14 protein-coding genes are annotated in these 18,779 nt (G+C 41.2%); 13 read left to right on the top strand and 1 reads right to left on the bottom strand.

Annotated features, from left to right (window positions below; translation table 11 throughout):
* Positions 1-226: 226 nt before the first annotated feature.
* The 13 genes from HWQ43_RS02760 (at position 227) to urtD (ending at position 16,003) form a co-directional block, all read left to right on the top strand.
* Positions 227-1,471, top strand: coding sequence for a cytochrome P450 (locus HWQ43_RS02760; protein WP_292729922.1), 1,245 nt, complete (start codon positions 227-229; stop codon positions 1,469-1,471).
* A 52-nt stretch (positions 1,472-1,523) separates the two neighbouring features.
* Positions 1,524-1,739 (top strand): hypothetical protein, encoded by a 216-nt coding sequence (locus HWQ43_RS02755; RefSeq protein WP_289799833.1) that lies wholly within the window; start codon positions 1,524-1,526, stop codon positions 1,737-1,739.
* Positions 1,739-2,089, top strand: coding sequence for a PIN domain-containing protein (locus tag HWQ43_RS02750; protein WP_292729918.1), 351 nt, complete (start codon positions 1,739-1,741; stop codon positions 2,087-2,089). The genes HWQ43_RS02755 and HWQ43_RS02750 overlap by 1 nt, the downstream gene beginning before the upstream one ends.
* Before the next feature lie 69 nt (positions 2,090-2,158).
* Positions 2,159-5,146, top strand: coding sequence for a UPF0182 family protein (locus tag HWQ43_RS02745; RefSeq protein ID WP_292729915.1), 2,988 nt, complete (start codon positions 2,159-2,161; stop codon positions 5,144-5,146).
* Positions 5,147-5,428: 282 nt separating this feature from the next.
* Entirely contained in the window at positions 5,429-6,142 is a 714-nt protein-coding gene (locus HWQ43_RS02740) for a pentapeptide repeat-containing protein (protein WP_292729911.1), read from the top strand.
* A 106-nt stretch (positions 6,143-6,248) separates the two neighbouring features.
* Positions 6,249-8,285, top strand: coding sequence for a bifunctional metallophosphatase/5'-nucleotidase (locus tag HWQ43_RS02735; protein WP_292729909.1), 2,037 nt, complete (start codon positions 6,249-6,251; stop codon positions 8,283-8,285).
* Between the two features lie 4 nt (positions 8,286-8,289).
* The gene (locus HWQ43_RS02730; protein WP_292729907.1) at positions 8,290-9,180 is read left to right on the top strand and encodes a 2OG-Fe(II) oxygenase family protein; all 891 of its coding nucleotides are present in this window, start codon (positions 8,290-8,292) and stop codon (positions 9,178-9,180) included.
* Positions 9,181-9,265: 85 nt separating this feature from the next.
* Entirely contained in the window at positions 9,266-10,405 is a 1,140-nt protein-coding gene (locus tag HWQ43_RS02725; RefSeq protein WP_292729905.1) for an FAD-binding oxidoreductase, read from the top strand.
* A gap of 161 nt (positions 10,406-10,566) precedes the next feature.
* Positions 10,567-10,989: an ester cyclase gene (locus HWQ43_RS02720; RefSeq protein WP_292729903.1), complete on the top strand. Its 423-nt coding sequence runs from the start codon at positions 10,567-10,569 to the stop codon at positions 10,987-10,989.
* A gap of 496 nt (positions 10,990-11,485) precedes the next feature.
* On the top strand, positions 11,486-12,802 hold the full coding sequence (gene urtA / locus HWQ43_RS02715) for an urea ABC transporter substrate-binding protein (protein WP_292729901.1): 1,317 nt from the start codon (positions 11,486-11,488) through the stop codon (positions 12,800-12,802).
* A 170-nt stretch (positions 12,803-12,972) separates the two neighbouring features.
* Positions 12,973-14,133 carry an urea ABC transporter permease subunit UrtB gene (gene urtB / locus HWQ43_RS02710; protein ID WP_292729899.1) on the top strand — a complete coding sequence of 387 codons (1,161 nt, stop codon included), beginning with the start codon at positions 12,973-12,975 and terminating at the stop codon, positions 14,131-14,133.
* A 30-nt stretch (positions 14,134-14,163) separates the two neighbouring features.
* Positions 14,164-15,282, top strand: coding sequence for an urea ABC transporter permease subunit UrtC (gene urtC, locus HWQ43_RS02705; protein ID WP_292729897.1), 1,119 nt, complete (start codon positions 14,164-14,166; stop codon positions 15,280-15,282).
* The gene (urtD, locus tag HWQ43_RS02700; RefSeq protein ID WP_292729895.1) at positions 15,257-16,003 is read left to right on the top strand and encodes an urea ABC transporter ATP-binding protein UrtD; all 747 of its coding nucleotides are present in this window, start codon (positions 15,257-15,259) and stop codon (positions 16,001-16,003) included. Before urtC ends, urtD begins: the two co-directional genes overlap by 26 nt.
* A 391-nt stretch (positions 16,004-16,394) precedes the next feature.
* Here the strand turns inward: urtD and glgX are convergent, their stop codons facing one another.
* Positions 16,395-18,521 (bottom strand): glycogen debranching protein GlgX, encoded by a 2,127-nt coding sequence (gene glgX, locus HWQ43_RS02695; protein ID WP_292729892.1) that lies wholly within the window; start codon positions 18,519-18,521, stop codon positions 16,395-16,397.
* Positions 18,522-18,779: the final 258 nt, after the last annotated feature.

The raw sequence follows: 18,779 nt of genomic DNA, 5'->3' as shown, positions 1-18,779 counted from the left end.
CCCAGCCATACACAGATACACCCCTCTCATACGAGAAGTAGATTACCATATTTCGGTATTAGTGGGATAGGTTCAATGGATGTTGCACAATCCAAAATCTAAAATCTAAAATCCAAAATGGTATTACCTCTAATCCCTCAAAAATGAGCCGACGGTAAGTAACTTGTTAAGATGATGTTGGCTCATTTTGAGTCAAAGCAAACCATCACTGACCACCATTAGAAGCATGAAGCATCTGTCAGACTACAACTTCTTTGACCCAGAAGTGCTTGTGTGCCCTTATGAATTCTACAAGCTGGCACAGGAGCAAGCACCAATTATGGAGCTACCAAGTCCCACAACAGAAGCAAAACTCTTTCTTGTTACTCGCTATGACTTAGCGATCGAAATTCTTAAGGATACAAGAGTATTTTCTAGCAATTTCTCGACTTTACTAGCTGGCAAAGAACAACACGATCAGGAGTTGCAGAAAATTTCGGCTCTTGGCTGGCCTCAGATGAACACCCTACTGACGGCAGATCCACCAGAACACGAGCGATTTCGCTCGTTGGTGAATAAGGCATTCACTTCGTCGCGTATCAATAAAATGCGTGACTTGATTGAACAGATTGTTGATGAACTGATTGACAGCTTTATCGATCGCGGCAAGTGTGAATTTGTCAGTGAGTTTGCCGTACCCTTACCGCTCAAAGTTATTGCTCAACAGTTAGGTGTGCCACAAGCAGATTTGCCGAAGTTCAAGCAATGGTCTGATGCTTTTATTGCGCGTTTAGGTAACTTACTTTCTAGAGAGCAGGAAATCGAGTGTGCTAAAGATGTTGTTGCTTTCCAGCATTATTTTCATGATGTCATCGAGTCACGCCAAAAACAGCCTCAAGATGATTTGATTACTGACTTGGTACAGGCAAAAGTGGATGGAGAGCGATCGCTCGACACTGCTGAACTACTGAGTATAATTCAGCAAATATTAGTGGCAGGCAACGAGACTGTCACCAGTGCGATCGCAGGTGGGATGTTGTTGCTGACAAACAACAAAGAGCAGATGAAGTTGTTACAAACAGATATTTCCCTGGTAGAGAACTTTGTTGAAGAAGTTTTACGAATGCAAAGTCCGACAGCAGGAATGTGGCGAGTTGTAACGGAAGATACAAAGCTCCAAGACGTCGATCTCAAAGCTGGGTCTTTAGTGATGCTCCGCTTCGATGCTGCTAACCGCGACTCGCTAAAATTTATTGAGGGTGAGCGTTTCGATGTGCGCCGCCATAATGCCAGCAACCACCTATCTTTTGGTCATGGCATTCATTTTTGTTTGGGTGCTATGCTTGCTCGTAAGGAAATGCAGATCGCATATCAGCGTTTGCTGCTACGCCTGAAGGACATTCGCTTGGCACAAGAAGGATACCAATATTTACCGAACGTACTCATGCGGACACTGAAGCACCTCTATATTGAGTTTGACAAGGCATCATGAACTACCAGTTCGGTAATAAATACTACTAGAATTTCGATAGGAGGTAAAAACAATGCTACGAACCATTGAAGGAATTTATAAAAACGGCAAAATCGAACTAGCTGAAAAACCACAAGGTATTACTGAAAGCAAAGTCTTTGTTACTTTCTTAGAAACAAAACCCATGACTTGGCCAGAAACTATTATGCAACATCAAGGTGTAGTAGAAAGTATTATTTTTGAGTCCTACCGAGACGAACTGCTACCACCTAACGAAATCGAGTTTTAATGATGGGTTATTTACTCGATACCTGCGTAATTAGTGATTTTGTCAAGGGAGAAAAAAATACTCTCAAGCTATTAAAGTCTACTACTCCCACAGATATTTTTATTTCCTCCTTAACAGTAATGGAGATTAAGTATGGATTAGCAATCAATCCTCAACGTGCCTTAAAAATCCAATCATTGATTGAAGCATTGTTAGGTTCGATTACGATTTTACCTTTTAGTGTGGAAGAAGCAGAACAAGCTGCCCAAATTAGAAGTATTTTGAAAACAGCGGGTACTCCTATCGGTTCTTATGATGTATTGATCGCAGCAACAGCAACTAACTCACAATCATATTGTTGTAACATCTAATATTCGAGAATTTCAAAGAGTAAACAGCTTGCAAATAGAGAATTGGCGTTCTTCTTAAATTACATATCAATGTATTGGAAATGGGGCTATAGGCTATTAATCGGATTTTTCGGGCTGTGGCTACTTCTGGATCTGGGTTCCCGTCTGGGAGCAGAGATTTTTTGGTTTCGGGAAGTCGGCTATCTCCAAGCATTTTTGTTGAGGCTGGTAACTCGTGGTATTTTGTGGGTAGTCGTGGCTGGAATAACTGCCGCCTATCTACTGCTAAACCTGGCTTTAGCACAACGGCTAAAATATTCCCAGTCTGTAAAGATTGAGCAAGCAGAAGTCAACAGAGAATTAACAAATTTTCTCAGTCCTAATTATCCAAGACGCAATGAAACCCAGATACTTGGGTCACAACGCTTTCAAGCATTCAGATTGCGCTGGTTATTACCCTTAACTCTGATACTGAGCTTGTTGATTGGGTTAATGCTGGCTCACTATGGTCAAATTGCTCTTTTCTACTGGCATTCTCCAGTTAATCAGGCTATTCTACCCATTCCCGCCCTATTTCGACCGGAGACAATCTGGCAGCTTTTGAGGCAGATTGTCTCTCAAGTCTGGTATCTCGGTTTAATTGGGGGAGTAGCGATCGCCATCTTAATCTATCCCCAATTTTTACTCACTGCGCTCGCAATTCTTTTCAGTCCCATTTTTGCCTTCATCATATTCCGACACTGGCCCAAGGTACTGCAATATTTCCACCCCACCCTTTTCAACAGCACTGAGCCTTTATTTGGTCGAGATATCAGCTTTTACGTATTTTCCTTACCCTTTTGGGAACTGCTAGAACTCTGGCTGATGGGATTATGTTTGTATGGCTTTGTCGCCGTTACCCTCACTTATCTCTTGTCGGCAGATAGTTTAAGTCAGGGGATTTTCTCTGGTTTTTCGCCCCAGCAGCAGCGTCATTTATTCGGTATGGGTGGCTTGTTGATGCTGGTAGTGGCTCTGAGTTATGGGCTGAGTCGCTATGAACTGGTGTATTCTAACCGGGGAGTGAGTTATGGTGCTAGCTATACCGATGTGACAGCCCAGTTGCCAGCTTACACCGTTTTGTGCGTTGCGGCAGTAGCGATCGCCTTTTATCTACTTGGGCGAACATTTTTCTGGAAACCCAAATCTGAGTATCGTCGCTTTGTCTTTTACGGGTTAGGGGTTTATCTAGTATTAGTTGTAGCTGCTGATGTTGTTTTACCTACTGTGGTGCAATATTTAATTGTCCAACCTAATGAGTTGCAACGAGAGCAACCCTACATTCAGCGGACTATTGCCTTGACTCGCCAAGCATTTGATTTAGAGGCGATCGATGTCAGAACCTTTAACCCGCAAGGAACATTGACTGAAGCTGACATTCAAAAGAATGACTTGACAATTCGGAATATTCGCCTTTGGGATCAGCGACCACTGTTAGAAACTAACCGTCAGCTGCAACAAATTCGACCGTATTATCGGTTTCCCGATGCCGATATCGATCGATATACTCTGAAAACAGATGCAACTTCACGCCAACCCTCTCAAAAACTACCAGAACCTAAGCAGGAAGCAATTGAATCAACAGAACGGCGGCAGGTACTGATTGCCGCACGAGAATTAGACTACACTGGTGTACCACAGGAAGCTCAAACATGGGTTAACCACCATTTAATTTATACCCACGGTTTTGGGTTTACTGTTAGCCCAGTTAATACAGTTGGGGCGGGTGGTCTACCAGAATATTTTGTCAAAGATATTAGCGGTGATAGTAGCGCTCTCACAACTTCCAGTAAAGCCATTCGTGAAAGTATTCCGATTGGGCAACCACGAATTTATTACGGTGAAATCGCCAATACCTATGTAATGACTGGCACAAGAGTTAGAGAGTTAGACTATCCTAGCGGTAGTGACAATGTTTACAACTCTTACGATGGTCTGGGTGGTGTTGAAATCGGTTCAGCATGGCGACGCTGGCTGTTTGCCACGTATTTGAAAGATTGGCAGATGGTGCTGACGCGAGACTTTTTGCCAGAGACAAGGGTGCTATTGCGGCGAAATGTCAAGGAAAGAATTCAAGCGATCGCACCCTTCCTAAAATTTGACAGCGACCCCTATTTAGTTGCTACTACCGCTAATCAAGATTTCCCCAGTAATCCCAGTTATCTTTACTGGATTGTTGATGCCTACACAACGAGCGATCGCTATCCCTACTCAGACACTGGTGGCGATGGTATCAACTACATTCGTAACTCGATCAAGGTAGTGATTGATGCTTACAACGGCAGCGTTAATTTTTATATTGCCGATCCCAACGATCCCATCATTGCCACTTGGTCAAAAATATTTCCCAACACCTTCAAACCGCTCAATACTATGCCAGTGACTCTCCGCAGTCATATCCGGTATCCAGTGGACTTCTTCAAAATTCAATCTGAGCGGTTGATGACCTACCACATGACCGACGCCCAAGTATTTTACAACCGGGAAGACCAGTGGCAGATTCCTAATGAAATCTATGGCACTGAACCCCGTCCGGTAGAGCCGTATTATTTGATTACTAGTTTACCCACCGTAGACTTTGAAGAATTTCTTCTGTTTTTACCCTATACTCCCAGACAGCGGACTAATTTAATCGCTTGGTTAGCGGCGCGATCGGATGGCAAAAACTACGGTAGGCTAGTGCTATATGTCTTTCCTAAAGAACGCCTGATTTACGGAACAGAGCAAATCGAGGCGCGGATTAACCAAGATCCAGTTATTTCTCAGCAAATTTCCTTGTGGAATCGCCAGGGTTCGAGAGCGATTCAAGGCAATCTACTAGTAATTCCGATTGAGCAATCGCTGCTGTATGTCGAGCCAATCTATCTAGAAGCAACACAGAATAGTCTGCCAACCTTGGTACGGGTAGTAGTGGCTTACGAAAACCGGATTGTCATGGCACAAACCTTAGAACAAGCATTGCAGGGAATCTTTAAACCAGAAGTTACACCAGCCCCGGCGATTATCCGTCCCTTTGAAGAAGCAGCCCCGCCAGGTTAAGCGATTTTAAACAGAAGTATTGGAAATATGGGAAATTTCCCCTATGCTGAAAAAACCTTCGATACTACGTTGATAAAGAAAGCAGCAAAGCTTTGAAGAAGCGTTAAAGAAGTCACAAAATCATCAATGCAAGGACTGATTGACTCGGCTTACTTGTCTGAAATATCAAAGCCCATTTGCTTGAAAAATGACAATGTTTTTCTCACCACAAGGGAAACTCATTGACTTAGTGTGCTTTAAGTCACACCAAGCAGCAATTGTAAATTAAAGGTTGTAACTATAATGGACGTGGATGAAATTCTCAAACGCTATGCTGCTGGAGAAAGAAACTTTCAGCGAGTAAATTTGCAAGAAGCAGAGTTAACGAATGCAAACCTCAGAGGCGCAGATTTTAGCGATGCCGATTTACGTCAAACACGGCTGGGTAAAACCAACTTCAACCAAGCATGTTTGCGAGGGGCCAACCTGAGTGAAGCGATCCTTTGGGGAATAGACTTAAGTGAAGCAGACTTGTATTGTGCCATTTTGCGTGAGGCTGATTTGACTGGGGCAAAGCTGGTTAATACACGCCTAGACAAAGCTAACTTACTAAAAACTAGTTTATGTGGTGCTAATTTGAATGGTGCAAAACTTTCTGCTTCTCTACTAATTCAAGCAGACTTACGTCCCAGTTCCAATCAACGCACAGATTTGGGATATGCGGTTTTAACTGGGGCAGACTTGAGCTATGCTGACCTGAGAGCAGCTTGTATACATCATGCCAACTTAGATGGAGCGAAGCTATGTCGGGCAGACCTGAGTCGAAGCATCCAGTGGGGAAATTTGGCGACAGACCTGAGTGGAGCCAGTTTGCAAAGAGCAGACTTGAGCTATGCAGACCTCAATGGTGCGATTCTGCGCAAGGCTAATCTACAAGGAGCAGACTTAACCGGAGCTATTCTCACTAACGTTGATTTCCAGGGAGCAATCATGCCCGATGCTACGGTTCATGATTGAAGGTAGCGATCGCATTAGTGAGCGCTTGCCAAAACTTAAATGGGTATACCTAAATTATAGACACTAGAAAATTATTCACTACTGGTGAAATCTAAAATTTATTATTATGTCTTTTTTAGATCGTAAAAGTCAATTTTTCAGTAAGTTTAATCGCCGAGATTTAAACGCTAGCCAGTTAAGTTGGCTAATTATATCTAGCATCTTTTTATTGTTAGGAACTACTGTTGGTGTAGCGCAAGTCAAAACAGCACAGAAGTCAGGGTTTACACTACAACTTTTACATACTTCCGACCAAGAAGCAGGTGTCCCAGCGCTGAAGGATGCACCGAACTTTTCGGCAGTGTTGAATGCACTCAAAAAGCAGGATGTTAATCATGACGGTAAACCTGATTATCCTAATACCTTAATCCTTTCATCTGGAGATGCTTATATTCCCAGCCCCTTTTTATTTGCCAGTGACACAGTTTTTGGTGGTCAGGGACGAGGAGATATTTTAATTTTAAATGCTCTTGGTTTTGATGCGATCGCATTTGGCAATCACGAATTTGATTTAGGTACGGGTGTTGTTGCCGACTTACTCCGTGCTAAAGAAGATTACCCAGGTACAAAATTTCCTTATCTCAGAGCGAATCTGGACTTCAGCACTGATAAAGACCTGGCAAAATTAGTTACTGCTGAGGGACAAGAGGCAAGTAAAATTCCGAATAAAATTGCCCGTAGCACCATAATTACCGTCAATGGTGAAAAAATTGCTGTAGTTGGGGCGACAACTCCCACACTGCGGACTATTTCTTCTCCCGGTGGTGTGACTGTGTTGCCTAAAAAATTTAATAACCGTGATGCCGCAGATATTGCCGCCTTAGCTGCTGAAATTCAAACTTCTGTTGATACACTGCTAACAAAAAACCCGGAGATTAATAAAGTAATTCTGTTAGCACACATGCAGCAAATTACCATTGAGCAAAAGCTAGCACAATCACTTAAGGGAGTAGACATTATTATTGCTGGCGGTTCCAATACCTTATTAGCCGACAAAACAGACCGTCTGCGAGTGGGTGATAAATCTGCTGGAATTTATCCAATCATCAAAAAAGCCGCAGATGGTAATCCGATAGCGGTAGTTAATACCGATGGAAACTATCGTTATGTTGGTCGTTTAGTAGTTAACTTTGATGCCAAGGGAGTAATTATTCCTAATAGTATTGACCCCAAAATTAGCGGTGCTTATGCGACTGATTCCCAAGGTGTAGCAGCTGTAGGCGGGAAACCCGATGCCAAAATTGTTGCCATTACAGAAGCACTCAAAAAAGTGATTATTGCCCAAGATGGTCAGATTTTTGGAAAAACCAATGTTTTCCTCAACGGCTGGCGGGGTGATGTCCGCACTCAAGAAACCAATTTAGGGAATTTGACAGCTGAAGCTAATTTAGCGATCGCGAAACGATACGATCCTAAAACTGTCATTTCCATCAAAAATGGTGGTGGTATCCGTGACAATATTGGTATCTATACCTTTCCCCCAGGTTCGACTCGCTCACAAGATGTTATCAAACTGCCACCCCAAGCAAATCCTGTAGCAGGTAAGAAAGAAAAAGACATTTCCCAACTTGATATCGCCAATGCTTTACGGTTCAACAATGGTTTGACTTTAGTGACTTTGAATGCTAAAGAACTAATGGCAGTGATTGAACACAGTGTAGCAACGATCGCACCTGGTGCGACCCCTGGCAGTTTTCCCCAAGTAGCGGGATTAGCCTTTAGCTTTGACCCAGACTTGCCAGCAGGTAAGCGTGTTAAATCCCTGGCTATCAAAGATGGAAAAGGCAAAATTATTGATGTAGTGGTGAAAAATGCAGAGTTAGTGGGTGACTCTACTCGCATCTTCCGCGCTGTCACCTTAAACTTCCTAGCAAATGGTGGTGATGGTTATCCTTTTCCCAAAACTGAACGGGTTGATTTGACATCAAAAGATGCTAAACGTACAGGTTTAGCTACCTTTGCTGCTGATGGTTCTGAACAAGATGCATTAGCAGAATATCTGGCTGCTAACTTTAAGCAGATTCCATTTGCTCAGGAGGATGTACCAGCTACCGAAGATACTCGCATTCAAAATCTGAAGTTGCGTAAAGATGTGGTGTTTTAAATCAATGGTCAGAATTCCAGTAATTGATTTCACTAATTTTACTAAGGGCAACGCAGCAAATCGGCAAGTTGTCATCAAACAAATCTATGAAGCTTGTCATGAAATTGGCTTCATGTACTTGCAAAATTTAGGAATATCAAAAGACCTAATCAAGGAAGTATTCACTCACAGCAAATTTTTTTTCAATTTACCTTTAGAAGTTAAGCAAAAGCAAGCTTGGATTGATGAATTTAGTAATATGGGTTACGTTGGCATTGAGAGAGAACGTCTTAACCCCAATCAACCAGGCGACTTAAAAGAGGCATTTAATGTAAACAAACAAGCGGTAGGGATAGATGCTTCTCTTGTCACCTTTTATGATAATTGTACAGGACTTGCTAACACGATATTACAAGCTTATGCGTTGGCGTTGGAATTGCCAGAAGATTTTTTTACTATAAAACATAATCAACAAAATCATACCTTGCGACTATTACACTATCCGCCATTGCAGACACCACCACAACCCGGACAAGTGCGTGCTGGTGAGCATTCCGATTATGGCAGTATTACCTTACTTTTCCAAGATGACATTGGCGGGTTAGAAGTACAGACAGCATCTGGAGAGTGGATTGTCGCACCTACAATTCCTGATACTGTAATAGTCAATACTGGCGATTTAATGCAACGGTGGACAAATCATCAGTTTTGCTCAACTAAGCATCGAGTGATGATTCCCAGTGATAATAGGATGAATCAGTCGCGGTATTCTATGGCTTTTTTCTGTCATCCTAATGATGATACAGAAATTGCTTGTTTGGAGAGTTGCCAGAAAGAACAATCACCTATCTATCCCCCTATCCTGGCGGGAGAATATCTTTTACAACGTTTACAAGCAACTTATAGTAATTCGTAATGACGCTCTCTACGAGACGCTAAAAGCGAACGCGGACTCGCTACCGCTACGCTAACGTAATTCGTAATTAAGAAAGATATTTAATATGAAAACCTACGACTGGATTGTGGTTGGTGGCGGAATTACGGGTGCTGCACTCGCTTATGAACTGGTTAAAACTGGCTTTTCTGTACTTTTGTTGGAGCAACACAGCAGACCACAGAATGCAACTCGCTATAGTTATGGTGGGCTTGCCTATTGGTCGGGTACTACACCACTAACTCGGCTATTGTGCAAAGAAGCGATCGCACGTTATCATAACCTATCTCAAGAGTTAGATGCTGATATCCAATTTCGGGAATTAGATTTATTACTGACTATTTCAGCCCATAACGACCCAGAAACAACTGCAGCATCATATAATCATTGTGCCATTCCACCCCGTTTACTCAGTATTCAAGAAGCTTGTGAGTTGGAACCGCAGCTAAATCGAGAGGCGATATCTGGTGCTTTAACTGTCAAACACGGTCATATTCACCCAGAAAAAACGGCACAAGCTTACATCCAAGCTTTTGAGCGGGCTGGGGGTGAAATGCAGATTACCCAAGTATTGCAAGTATTGCAAGATGGTGTCCAAACCACCACTGCAACTTTTCACAGCGCTAATGTTGTCATCTGTGCGGGTGGACTCAGCCGCCAGCTTTTAAAATCTGCTGGTATTTCCATCAAGCTGTATTTTACCCACGCAGAAATAATTGAAACCCCAGCCGTTGATGTCAGGTTACGCACCTTAGTTATGCCAGCGAATCAGCAACGGTTTCAACTAGAAGCTGAATCTACTCAAGTTGATGAATTATGGGATGAACTTGGTAATGAGTTAGTACCGCCGATTTTAGATGTGGGTGCAATTCAGTTTCAAGATGGTAGTATCCGCATTGGGCAGATTAGCCGTGCGATCGCAGATCCTCAAGCCAAGGTAAACTCAGACGTAAGCGAAAAATGGTTGCGAAAAAGTGTTGGTCAAATTTTACCAGCATTGAAGGATTTACCAGGAACTTGGTATCACTGCTTAGTGGCATTTAGTAGCAATCAACTTCCCTTAATTGGTGCTATCCCAGGATTTGAAGGGGTTCATGTTTTCTCTGGATTTAGCAATCCCCTAGTACTGATACCACCTTTGGCAAAGCGCTTTGCTAGTTTTGCAACTGGTCAGGAAGAAGAAATTATTACACAAATGCTAATCTAAAAGCCCCGTAGTTAAAGACATAAATATTAATGATGCTGACACATTAAGCGTTGCACTGAATTTTAATTAAATCTCAAACTTGGTTAATTGACAATAGTGCATCTTGTCTGTCTAAATAAATAATTAGAGTTCGCCTAATTTTCAGTAAAGGAATAGTAGCAATGTCTTCCATTGAGGACAACAAAATAATTGCTCAACGGTGGATTGAACTTATTAGCGAGCATAAAATCGAAGAAATTTGCGAGATAACCGCCCCAACTTGGAAAATGCACGGTGGTTTACCAGGACTACCCCTTGGCCCTGAAGGGGTACGCAAACTCTTTGGTTCATTTGGGCCTATCCAGCAGAAATGGAGAATTGAAGACGTAATCGCCGAAGGTGACAAAGTTGTTGTGCGTGCGACTAATACCTGCATCCAGGAGAGTTTTCTTGGCATACCAAGTCACGGACGTCAACAGACATTCACTGCTACCTTCATTCATTATATTGCCGACGGTAAGATAATTGAAACCTGGCGAAACGCTGACGATCTTGGACGGGTTCTCCAGCTTGGGGCACGGATTGAACCAGGAGTATCTGAATAATAGCAGTGTACGTAGAATATTTTAACCTGACTTAACGATTAAAACTATTGCTGTGTTAACCAGCTATCTGTTCAGCACAGACCAGAATTTTGAAAAGAGATAAGTAGGTAGACATAATTAAACATAAAATAAACTCCTAGTTTGTACTGAGCGATTTATCGCTCAGAGCAAGGATTCTCAGGACTAAAGTCCTTACTACAAACTTGAAATTTATTTATGCCTAGATACTTAGCAGTTTTTAACTGTCTATAATCTCAGATGTTCGTGGAAGAGAAGGGTTTTGTTGTTTCATAAGTATTTGCATAGATACGAGAATCTTTATAAAGTTCACAAAGCTTAATCTTATAAAGTTTGTTTTTTATTACAAAAACAAACTTTTTTGTATAAGGCGTCACTTTTTACTAGTAAACTATCGCACTAATATCACATTTTAAAGATTGATATTGTCAGCTTTCTATAAGTTGGCTGATTCATCAAGAGGAAAATTCATAAAAAGATGAGAAGACAATTTAACCGACGCAAGTTTATAATTTACGGTTCTTTAACTTTTGGAAGCAGCTTTTTTTTGAAAGCTTGCGCGAATAATTCTCCAACTGCGACACAGAGTCCAGCCGCACCTCCCACGGCTTCACCAGCGGCGGCGACTGCTGGTGACACCATAAAAGTAGGTATTTTGCACTCTCTGAGTGGTACGATGTCTATTAGTGAAAAAAGCGTTGTTGATGCTGAGAAATTAGCAATCAAAGAAATTAACGCTGCTGGTGGTGTTCTAGGTAAACAAATTGAAGCAATTACCGAAGATGGTGCTTCTAACTGGGATACTTTTAGAGAAAAAGCAACCAAGCTAATCGATCAAGATAAAGTCGCTGTCGTCTTTGGTTGTTGGACTTCTGCTAGCCGCAAGAACGTTAAGCCAGTATTCGAGAGCAAAAACCACATGCTCTGGTATCCTGTGCAATATGAAGGTCAAGAGTGTTCTAAAAATATTTTCTACACTGGCGCTGCACCAAACCAACAAATTGAACCATCTGTTGATTGGCTGTTAAAAAATAAGGGCAAAGAATTCTTCTTAGTCGGCTCTGACTACGTTTTTCCCCGGACAGCTAATACCATCATTAAAGCTCAACTAGAAGCTTTAGGCGGAAAAACAGTTGGTGAGGATTATTTACCTCTTGGTAACACAGAAGTTACACCAATTATCACTAAAATCAAACAAAATTTGCCCAATGGTGGCGTGATTTACAACACCTTAAATGGTGATAGCAACGTTGCTTTCTTCAAACAATTAAAAGGGGCTGGATTGACACCAGATAAATATCCCTCTATGTCTGTAAGCATTGCTGAAGAAGAAGTAAAAGCAATTGGTGTAGAGTATCTCAAAGGCCATTATGCAGCTTGGAACTATTTCCAAACAGTAGACACACCTGCTAATAAGAAGTTTGTAGCAGCTTTCAAAAAAGAATACGGTGAAAATCGGGTGACAAATGACCCAATGGAAGCAGCGTATATTGCAGTTTATTTGTGGAAACAAGCAGTACAAAAAGCTGGTACTACAGACATAGCTAAAGTAAGTGCTGCGGCTTATGGTCAAACTCTAGATGCACCTGAAGGTAAAGTGACAATGGATGCCAATCATCACATATCCAAAATTGTGCGGATTGGTCAAGTTAGACAAGATGGTTTGTTTGATATTGTCTATGCTACTCCAACAGCAGTTGAGCCAGTTCCTTGGAATCAATTTGTGAAAGAAACTAAAGGATTTGCTTGTGATTGGAGTGACCCTGCTAAGGGTGGTAAGTTCAAGAAAGTTTAACTCATTAGTCATTAGTCATTAGTCATTAGTCATTAATCATTAGTCATTAGTCATTAATCATTAGTCATTAGTCATTAGTCATTAATCATTAGTCATCGGTTAATAGTTACAAGCAACAAAGGACAAAGGACTAATGACTAAAAAAGCTGATAGCTGTTGTGGAGAAATAAGTGTTAGCAGGATTCTTAGAAGCTGTATTTAATGGTATTAGTATTGGCGCAGTATTATTAATTGCTGCGTTGGGACTAGCGATTATATTTGGATTGATGGGCGTCATCAATATGGCGCATGGTGAATTGATGATGTTCGGTGCTTATACAACTTATGTTGTGCAAAATGTTTGCAAACAATTGGGTGGGGTGTGGTTTGAAGTCTATATATTTTTGGCTTTGATTATTGCTTTTATCTTCACGGCTGCTGTGGGATTAATTCTAGAAAAAGGCGTGATTCGTTATCTCTATGGACGCCCATTAGAAACTCTATTGGCAACTTGGGGAGTAAGTTTAATTTTTCAGCAGTTTGTCCGTAGTGTGAATTGGGTATTGATAATTGGTCTAGGCCTATTTTCTGTGTTGTTTTTTGGAGGTTTATGGATTTTAAATTCCCGCACAGATTTGGGAAGGGTTCGTAACTGGATTGTGGCGGTGATATTTTTATTATCGCTGGGGGTGACAATCACAACAGGAAATTTATTGAGTCAAACTTATCAGTTAGCAGTAACTCAACCTTGGTTTGGCGCTCAAAATGTCGATGTTACAGCACCGACTTGGTTACAAGCAGGAATCTCTTTAGGTGGTGTGCAATTGCCCTTTGCCAGGTTATTTATTATTGCTTTAACAATAATCTGTGTGGCAGGAATTTATTTATTTTTACAACGTTCTAGCTGGGGTTTAAGAATTCGGGCTGTGACGCAAAACCGGAGTATGAGTGCTTGTTTGGGTATCCCAACTCAAAAGGTTGATGCGATTACTTTTGCACTGGGTTCTGGTTTAGCTGGTGTGGCTGGATGTGCGATTAGTTTGCTTGGTTCTGTAGGGCCAAATACGGGACAAAACTATATTATTGATACTTTTATGGTGGTTGTCGTTGGAGGTGTGGGCAATTTAGCCGGGACGATTGTGGCTGCTTTGGGTATTGGTACGGCTAATTTTTTAATTGGTTCTGGGACTCTGGCTTTGTTGTTGAGTCCTGTTAAGCCTTTGGCTGATTTGTTTACTTTTTTTGCGACGACGAGTATGGCTAAGGTGATGGTGTTTGCGCTGATTATTGTGTTTTTACAGTGGAAGCCTGGGGGGATTTTTCCGCAGAAGGGACGTACTGTTGATGTTTAACGAACCGCAGAGACGCAGAGGACGCAGAGAATGAGGAAGAGGGGAGGAGGGTTATTAATTGAGGTGGGGGTGGTGGTTGCGATCGCACTTTTCCTCATTATCATTATGCCACTGTTGCTGTCGGAGTTTCGCCTGAATTTGTTGGGGCGATTTTTGTCGCTGGCGATCGCAGCTTTGGGTATCGATCTGATTTGGGGTTATACTGGTTTACTAAGTTTGGGACATGGTATTTTCTTTGGTTTGGGTGGATATGCGATCGCAATGTACCTGAAACTGCAAGTCCCTAGTGGAGAATTGCCTGATTTCATGGGGCTTTATGGGGTTACAGAACTTCCCAGTTTTTGGCAACCTTTTTATTCTTTTCCTTTGACAATAGCTTTGGTGGTACTAATTCCGGGGTTATTGGCGGGTTTGTTGGGATATTTAGTTTTCCGAAATCGCCTCAAGGGAGTTTATTTTTCTATCTTGACTCAAGCCGGAACTATTGTATTTTTCAACTTTTTTAATGGTCAACAACAATTTTTCAACGGCACGAACGGACTGATAGATTTTACAACTTTGTTTGGCGCAACGGTCAGCAATGCCAAGACGCAGTTTGTTTTCTACACGCTGACGGTAATATTTCTCGCAGCCACCTACGGCATTTGTCGCTGGTTGACAACTGGACGCTTTGGGAGATTGTTGATAGCGATTCGTGATGATGAAAGTCGGGTAAGATTTTCTGGCTATGACCCTACAGATTTTAAGGTGTTGGTGTTCGCAGTTTCAGGTGCGATCGCAGGTATAGCAGGAGCATTTTACACTATTCAAAGTGGTTCAGTATCACCCAGAGCAATGGATATTGCCTTTTCCATTGAAATGGTGATTTGGGTAGCAGTAGGCGGACGCGCTACTTTAATTGGCGCAATTGTCGGAACTTTGTTAGTAAATTATGCCCGCACTTTTTTAAGTGAACAATTTGCTGAAATCTGGCTATTTTTCCAAGGCGCACTATTTTTGATAGTCGTCACAGTGCTTCCTGACGGTATCGTGGGATGGTTGCGTAGCCAGAATATTTCTCTTTTCAACCGCCGTCAAGAAATTTCTACATATCCCACCTTGGAAGAAGACCCGGAAGTGCAACATGAACGCGAAAATATTGGAAACTGAAAACGTAACTGTTAGTTTTGACGGTTTTAAGGCTTTAAATCAGCTTAATTTTAGTATGGATGTGGGTGAATTACGAGTAGTAATTGGCCCCAATGGTGCGGGAAAGACAACGTTTTTGGATGTGATTACGGGGAAAGTTCAGCCAACTGTGGGGCGAGTTTTATTCAAAGGAAGAAATCTGCGTTCTTTACCTGAATATAAAATTGCCCGATTGGGAATTGGACGCAAGTTTCAAACACCCCGAATTTACCTGAATCTAACGCCCCGTGAAAATTTAGAAATTACTAGTAACAAGAAAAAAAATGTCTTTTCTACTTTGTTTGAACATTCCAAGTCTGTTGAAAAGAATAATATTAAAGGATTATTAGAAACCATCGGTTTAACGCCAAAAGCCGATATCAGAGCAGCTTTACTTTCTCACGGAGAAAAGCAACGTTTAGAAATTGGGATGTTAGTAGCACAGTCACCTGATTTATTACTTGTTGATGAACCCGTTGCTGGTTTAACAGATGAAGAAACCTATAATATTGGCGAACTACTTTTAGCACTAGCGCAGAGCCATTCAATTTTAGTAATTGAACATGATATGGAATTTGTGCGCCAAATTGCTAAGAAAGTAACAGTATTACATGAAGGTTCGGTGCTGTGCGAAGGAAATTTTGAAGAAGTGCAAAATGACTCTCGTGTAATTGAAGTATATCTAGGAAAACAGGAAGAATGAAAAACTCGATTGCACTTTCTATTCGTCTGGTAATTATGGTCGGTTTGCGCTGTTATAGCTTTCCCTAATCAAAAGTTACTAGTTGGGAATCACTGGCTAATAAATTAAATACTGCATCTTGCCAAACAAGCATCATGCAGAATCAACCTCAATCAAATCAGAGTTTGACAAACACCAATATGATAAATGGTGAATATAATTTTAATAATATTGAAAAATTGACAGTTTTTTTAGAACCTGATATTGCCAAAATGTTTCCCAATTCGGAAGCTGTAAATGAAGCTCTGCGTTTTCTAATTAGAGTTACAAGTAAAAATTGTTGAAGCATTTTAGCAACTTTATAGAAAAATATATTTTTCTATAAAGTTGAGCATCTTTTCTTCTCTTATGACTAACTAATAAGGCGTAACACCATCAGAGAGCGATCTGTAACTGGTAAAGTTTGAGAGCCTGAAACTAATTTTCCCCGCTCTAAAAAGCGAGGTTCATTAGTGTCAATTACTATCTCCCAGACCTTCTCTTTAAATTCATTGGGCAAAGCAAAGTCAATTAACTCGTAGTGAGCGTTAAAAAATAGCAGAAAACTTTCATCAATAATCCGCTCACCACGATCGCCTGGAGTAGCAATTCCCTGGCCATTCAAAAAAATCTCCATTACTTTGGCATAACTAACTAGCCACTGCTTCTCAGTCATTTCACTGCCATCAGCATTAAACCAAGCAATATCATTAATGCCTGAACCGTGAATGGGGCGACCTTGAAACCATTTACGTCGTCGGAATACTGGATGCTGATGGCGAAAATTAATTAGTTCGCGTGTAAAGTCTAGTAAATCCGAGTTTGCTTTATGCAAATCCCAATGCCGCCAGGAAATCTCATTATCTTGGCAGTAGACATTATTATTTCCCTTTTGACTACAGCCAATTTCATCCCCTTCTAATAGCATTGGGACACCTTGAGATAACATTAGGGTTGCTAAAAAGTTTCGTCGTTGCCGTTCGCGCAAACGCATTACTTCTGGATCGTCGGTTTCACCTTCTACACCACAATTCCAGGATCTATTATGGCTTTCACCATCTCTATTATCTTCCCCGTTTGCCTCGTTATGCTTTTCGTTATAACTGACCAAATCATTTAACGTGAAACCATCATGAGCAGTTATGAAATTAATACTTGCATTTGGGTTGCGCCCGTTGGTTTGATATAGGTCAGGGCTACCGGTAAAACAGTAAGCAAATTGTCCTAAACTATCATCTACACCACGCCAAAAATCTCTGACTGTATCCCGATATCTACCATTCCACTCAGACCAACGCAGTGGAAAATTACCGACTTGATAGCCGCCTTCTCCTAAGTCCCAAGGTTCAGCAATGAGTTTTACATCTGCCAAGATTGGGTCTTGATGAATAATATCAAAGAAAGCTGATAGGTTATCTACCTCATATAATTCTCGTGCCAGCGCCGAGGCCAAATCAAAGCGGAAGCCATCTACATGCATTTCTATTACCCAATAGCGCAGGCTATCCATGATTAACTTCAGAACTTGAGCATGACGCACATTCAGAGAGTTACCACAGCCTGTAAAGTCCATGTAGTAACGAGGATCGTCCTTTACCAAACGGTAATATACAGAATTATCAATACCTCGTAAAGATAACGTTGGCCCGAAATGATTTCCTTCGCCAGTGTGATTGTAGACTACATCTAAGATCACTTCAATTCCAGCAAAATGTAGTGCCTTGACCATTTGCTTGAATTCAGTGACTTGTTGTCCCACCGTCCCACTAGCACTGTAACTAGAATAGGGAGCAAAATAATTGATGGAATCGTAGCCCCAGTAATTGCTTAATCCTTTTCCTTCTAAATGTCCCGGATGAGATAGAAAATGATGTACTGGCATCAACTCAACTGCTGTAATTCCTAATTGCAGTAAATGTTGAATTGCAGCAGGATGCGCTAACCCGGCATAAGTGCCGCGCAACTCTTCTGGAATAGCTGGATGTAGTTTAGTAAAACCTTTGACGTGAGTTTCATAAATAACAGTTCTATACCAAGGTGTACCAAGAAGTTGATCGCCTTCCCAATCAAAAGATTGATCGACCACAACACACTTGGGCATTATTTTGGCATCATCTAGTTCAGAAAAAACTAAGTCTTTTTCCTCAGCGTCTAGAGAGTAGCCAAAGACAGAAGGATCATTACTAAATTCACCGTCAATTGCTTTAGCGTAGGGGTCAATTAATAGTTTATTTGGATTAAATCGATGACCTACCTCCGGTGCCCACATCCCATGTACTCTAAACCCATACTTTTGACCTGGGCCAACTCCTGGTAAGTAACCATGCCAAACAAAATTGTTTTTTTCTGTCAAAGGTATACGAATCTCTTCGTCATCGTTATCAAATAAACAAAGATCTACCCCTGTTGCATTTTCCGAAAATAAAGCAAAGTTTGTCCCTTTCCCATCCCAAGTTGCACCTAAAGGATATACATTCCCCGGCCATAAAGCTACATACATAAGCAAATCTGGAATAATTTAGTTTTTCAGCAAATAATATTATTGACTTTTACTTTTTTGAATGATTAGTTAAAATTTAAAAAAATTCCTAATAATTCGTTACAATCCCTAACGTTACAATTTAAGTTCTAAATAATATTATTTGCTCTATCATTAGTAATAGAAATCTCTATTCCTTAAGTTTGAAAAATTAATGTTGAGGGCAACAGGCTGAAGGAAAACTGCCCTGTCTGCGACACATTACGCGAGCTGCTTAAG

The organism is Nostoc sp. JL31 (genome assembly GCF_017114965.1).
Classification (GTDB): domain Bacteria; phylum Cyanobacteriota; class Cyanobacteriia; order Cyanobacteriales; family Nostocaceae; genus Nostoc; species Nostoc punctiforme_A.
The sequence above is the reverse complement of the archived record's forward strand: the minus strand, read 5'-3'. Positions and strand labels throughout refer to the sequence as shown.

What these genes read in the sequence shown, in the direction of transcription:
- HWQ43_RS02760 (WP_292729922.1), top strand. Translation starts at nt 227, where the DNA reads ATGAAGCATCTGTCAGACTACAACTTCTTTGACCCAGAAGTGCTTGTG.
- HWQ43_RS02755 (WP_289799833.1), top strand. Translation starts at nt 1,524, where the DNA reads ATGCTACGAACCATTGAAGGAATTTATAAAAACGGCAAAATCGAACTA.
- HWQ43_RS02750 (WP_292729918.1), top strand. Translation starts at nt 1,739, where the DNA reads ATGATGGGTTATTTACTCGATACCTGCGTAATTAGTGATTTTGTCAAG.
- HWQ43_RS02745 (WP_292729915.1), top strand. Translation starts at nt 2,159, where the DNA reads ATGTATTGGAAATGGGGCTATAGGCTATTAATCGGATTTTTCGGGCTG.
- HWQ43_RS02740 (WP_292729911.1), top strand. Translation starts at nt 5,429, where the DNA reads ATGGACGTGGATGAAATTCTCAAACGCTATGCTGCTGGAGAAAGAAAC.
- HWQ43_RS02735 (WP_292729909.1), top strand. Translation starts at nt 6,249, where the DNA reads ATGTCTTTTTTAGATCGTAAAAGTCAATTTTTCAGTAAGTTTAATCGC.
- HWQ43_RS02730 (WP_292729907.1), top strand. Translation starts at nt 8,290, where the DNA reads ATGGTCAGAATTCCAGTAATTGATTTCACTAATTTTACTAAGGGCAAC.
- HWQ43_RS02725 (WP_292729905.1), top strand. Translation starts at nt 9,266, where the DNA reads ATGAAAACCTACGACTGGATTGTGGTTGGTGGCGGAATTACGGGTGCT.
- HWQ43_RS02720 (WP_292729903.1), top strand. Translation starts at nt 10,567, where the DNA reads ATGTCTTCCATTGAGGACAACAAAATAATTGCTCAACGGTGGATTGAA.
- urtA (WP_292729901.1), top strand. Translation starts at nt 11,486, where the DNA reads ATGAGAAGACAATTTAACCGACGCAAGTTTATAATTTACGGTTCTTTA.
- urtC (WP_292729897.1), top strand. Translation starts at nt 14,164, where the DNA reads ATGAGGAAGAGGGGAGGAGGGTTATTAATTGAGGTGGGGGTGGTGGTT.
- urtD (WP_292729895.1), top strand. Translation starts at nt 15,257, where the DNA reads ATGAACGCGAAAATATTGGAAACTGAAAACGTAACTGTTAGTTTTGAC.
- glgX (WP_292729892.1), bottom strand. Translation starts at nt 18,521, where the DNA reads ATGTATGTAGCTTTATGGCCGGGGAATGTATATCCTTTAGGTGCAACT.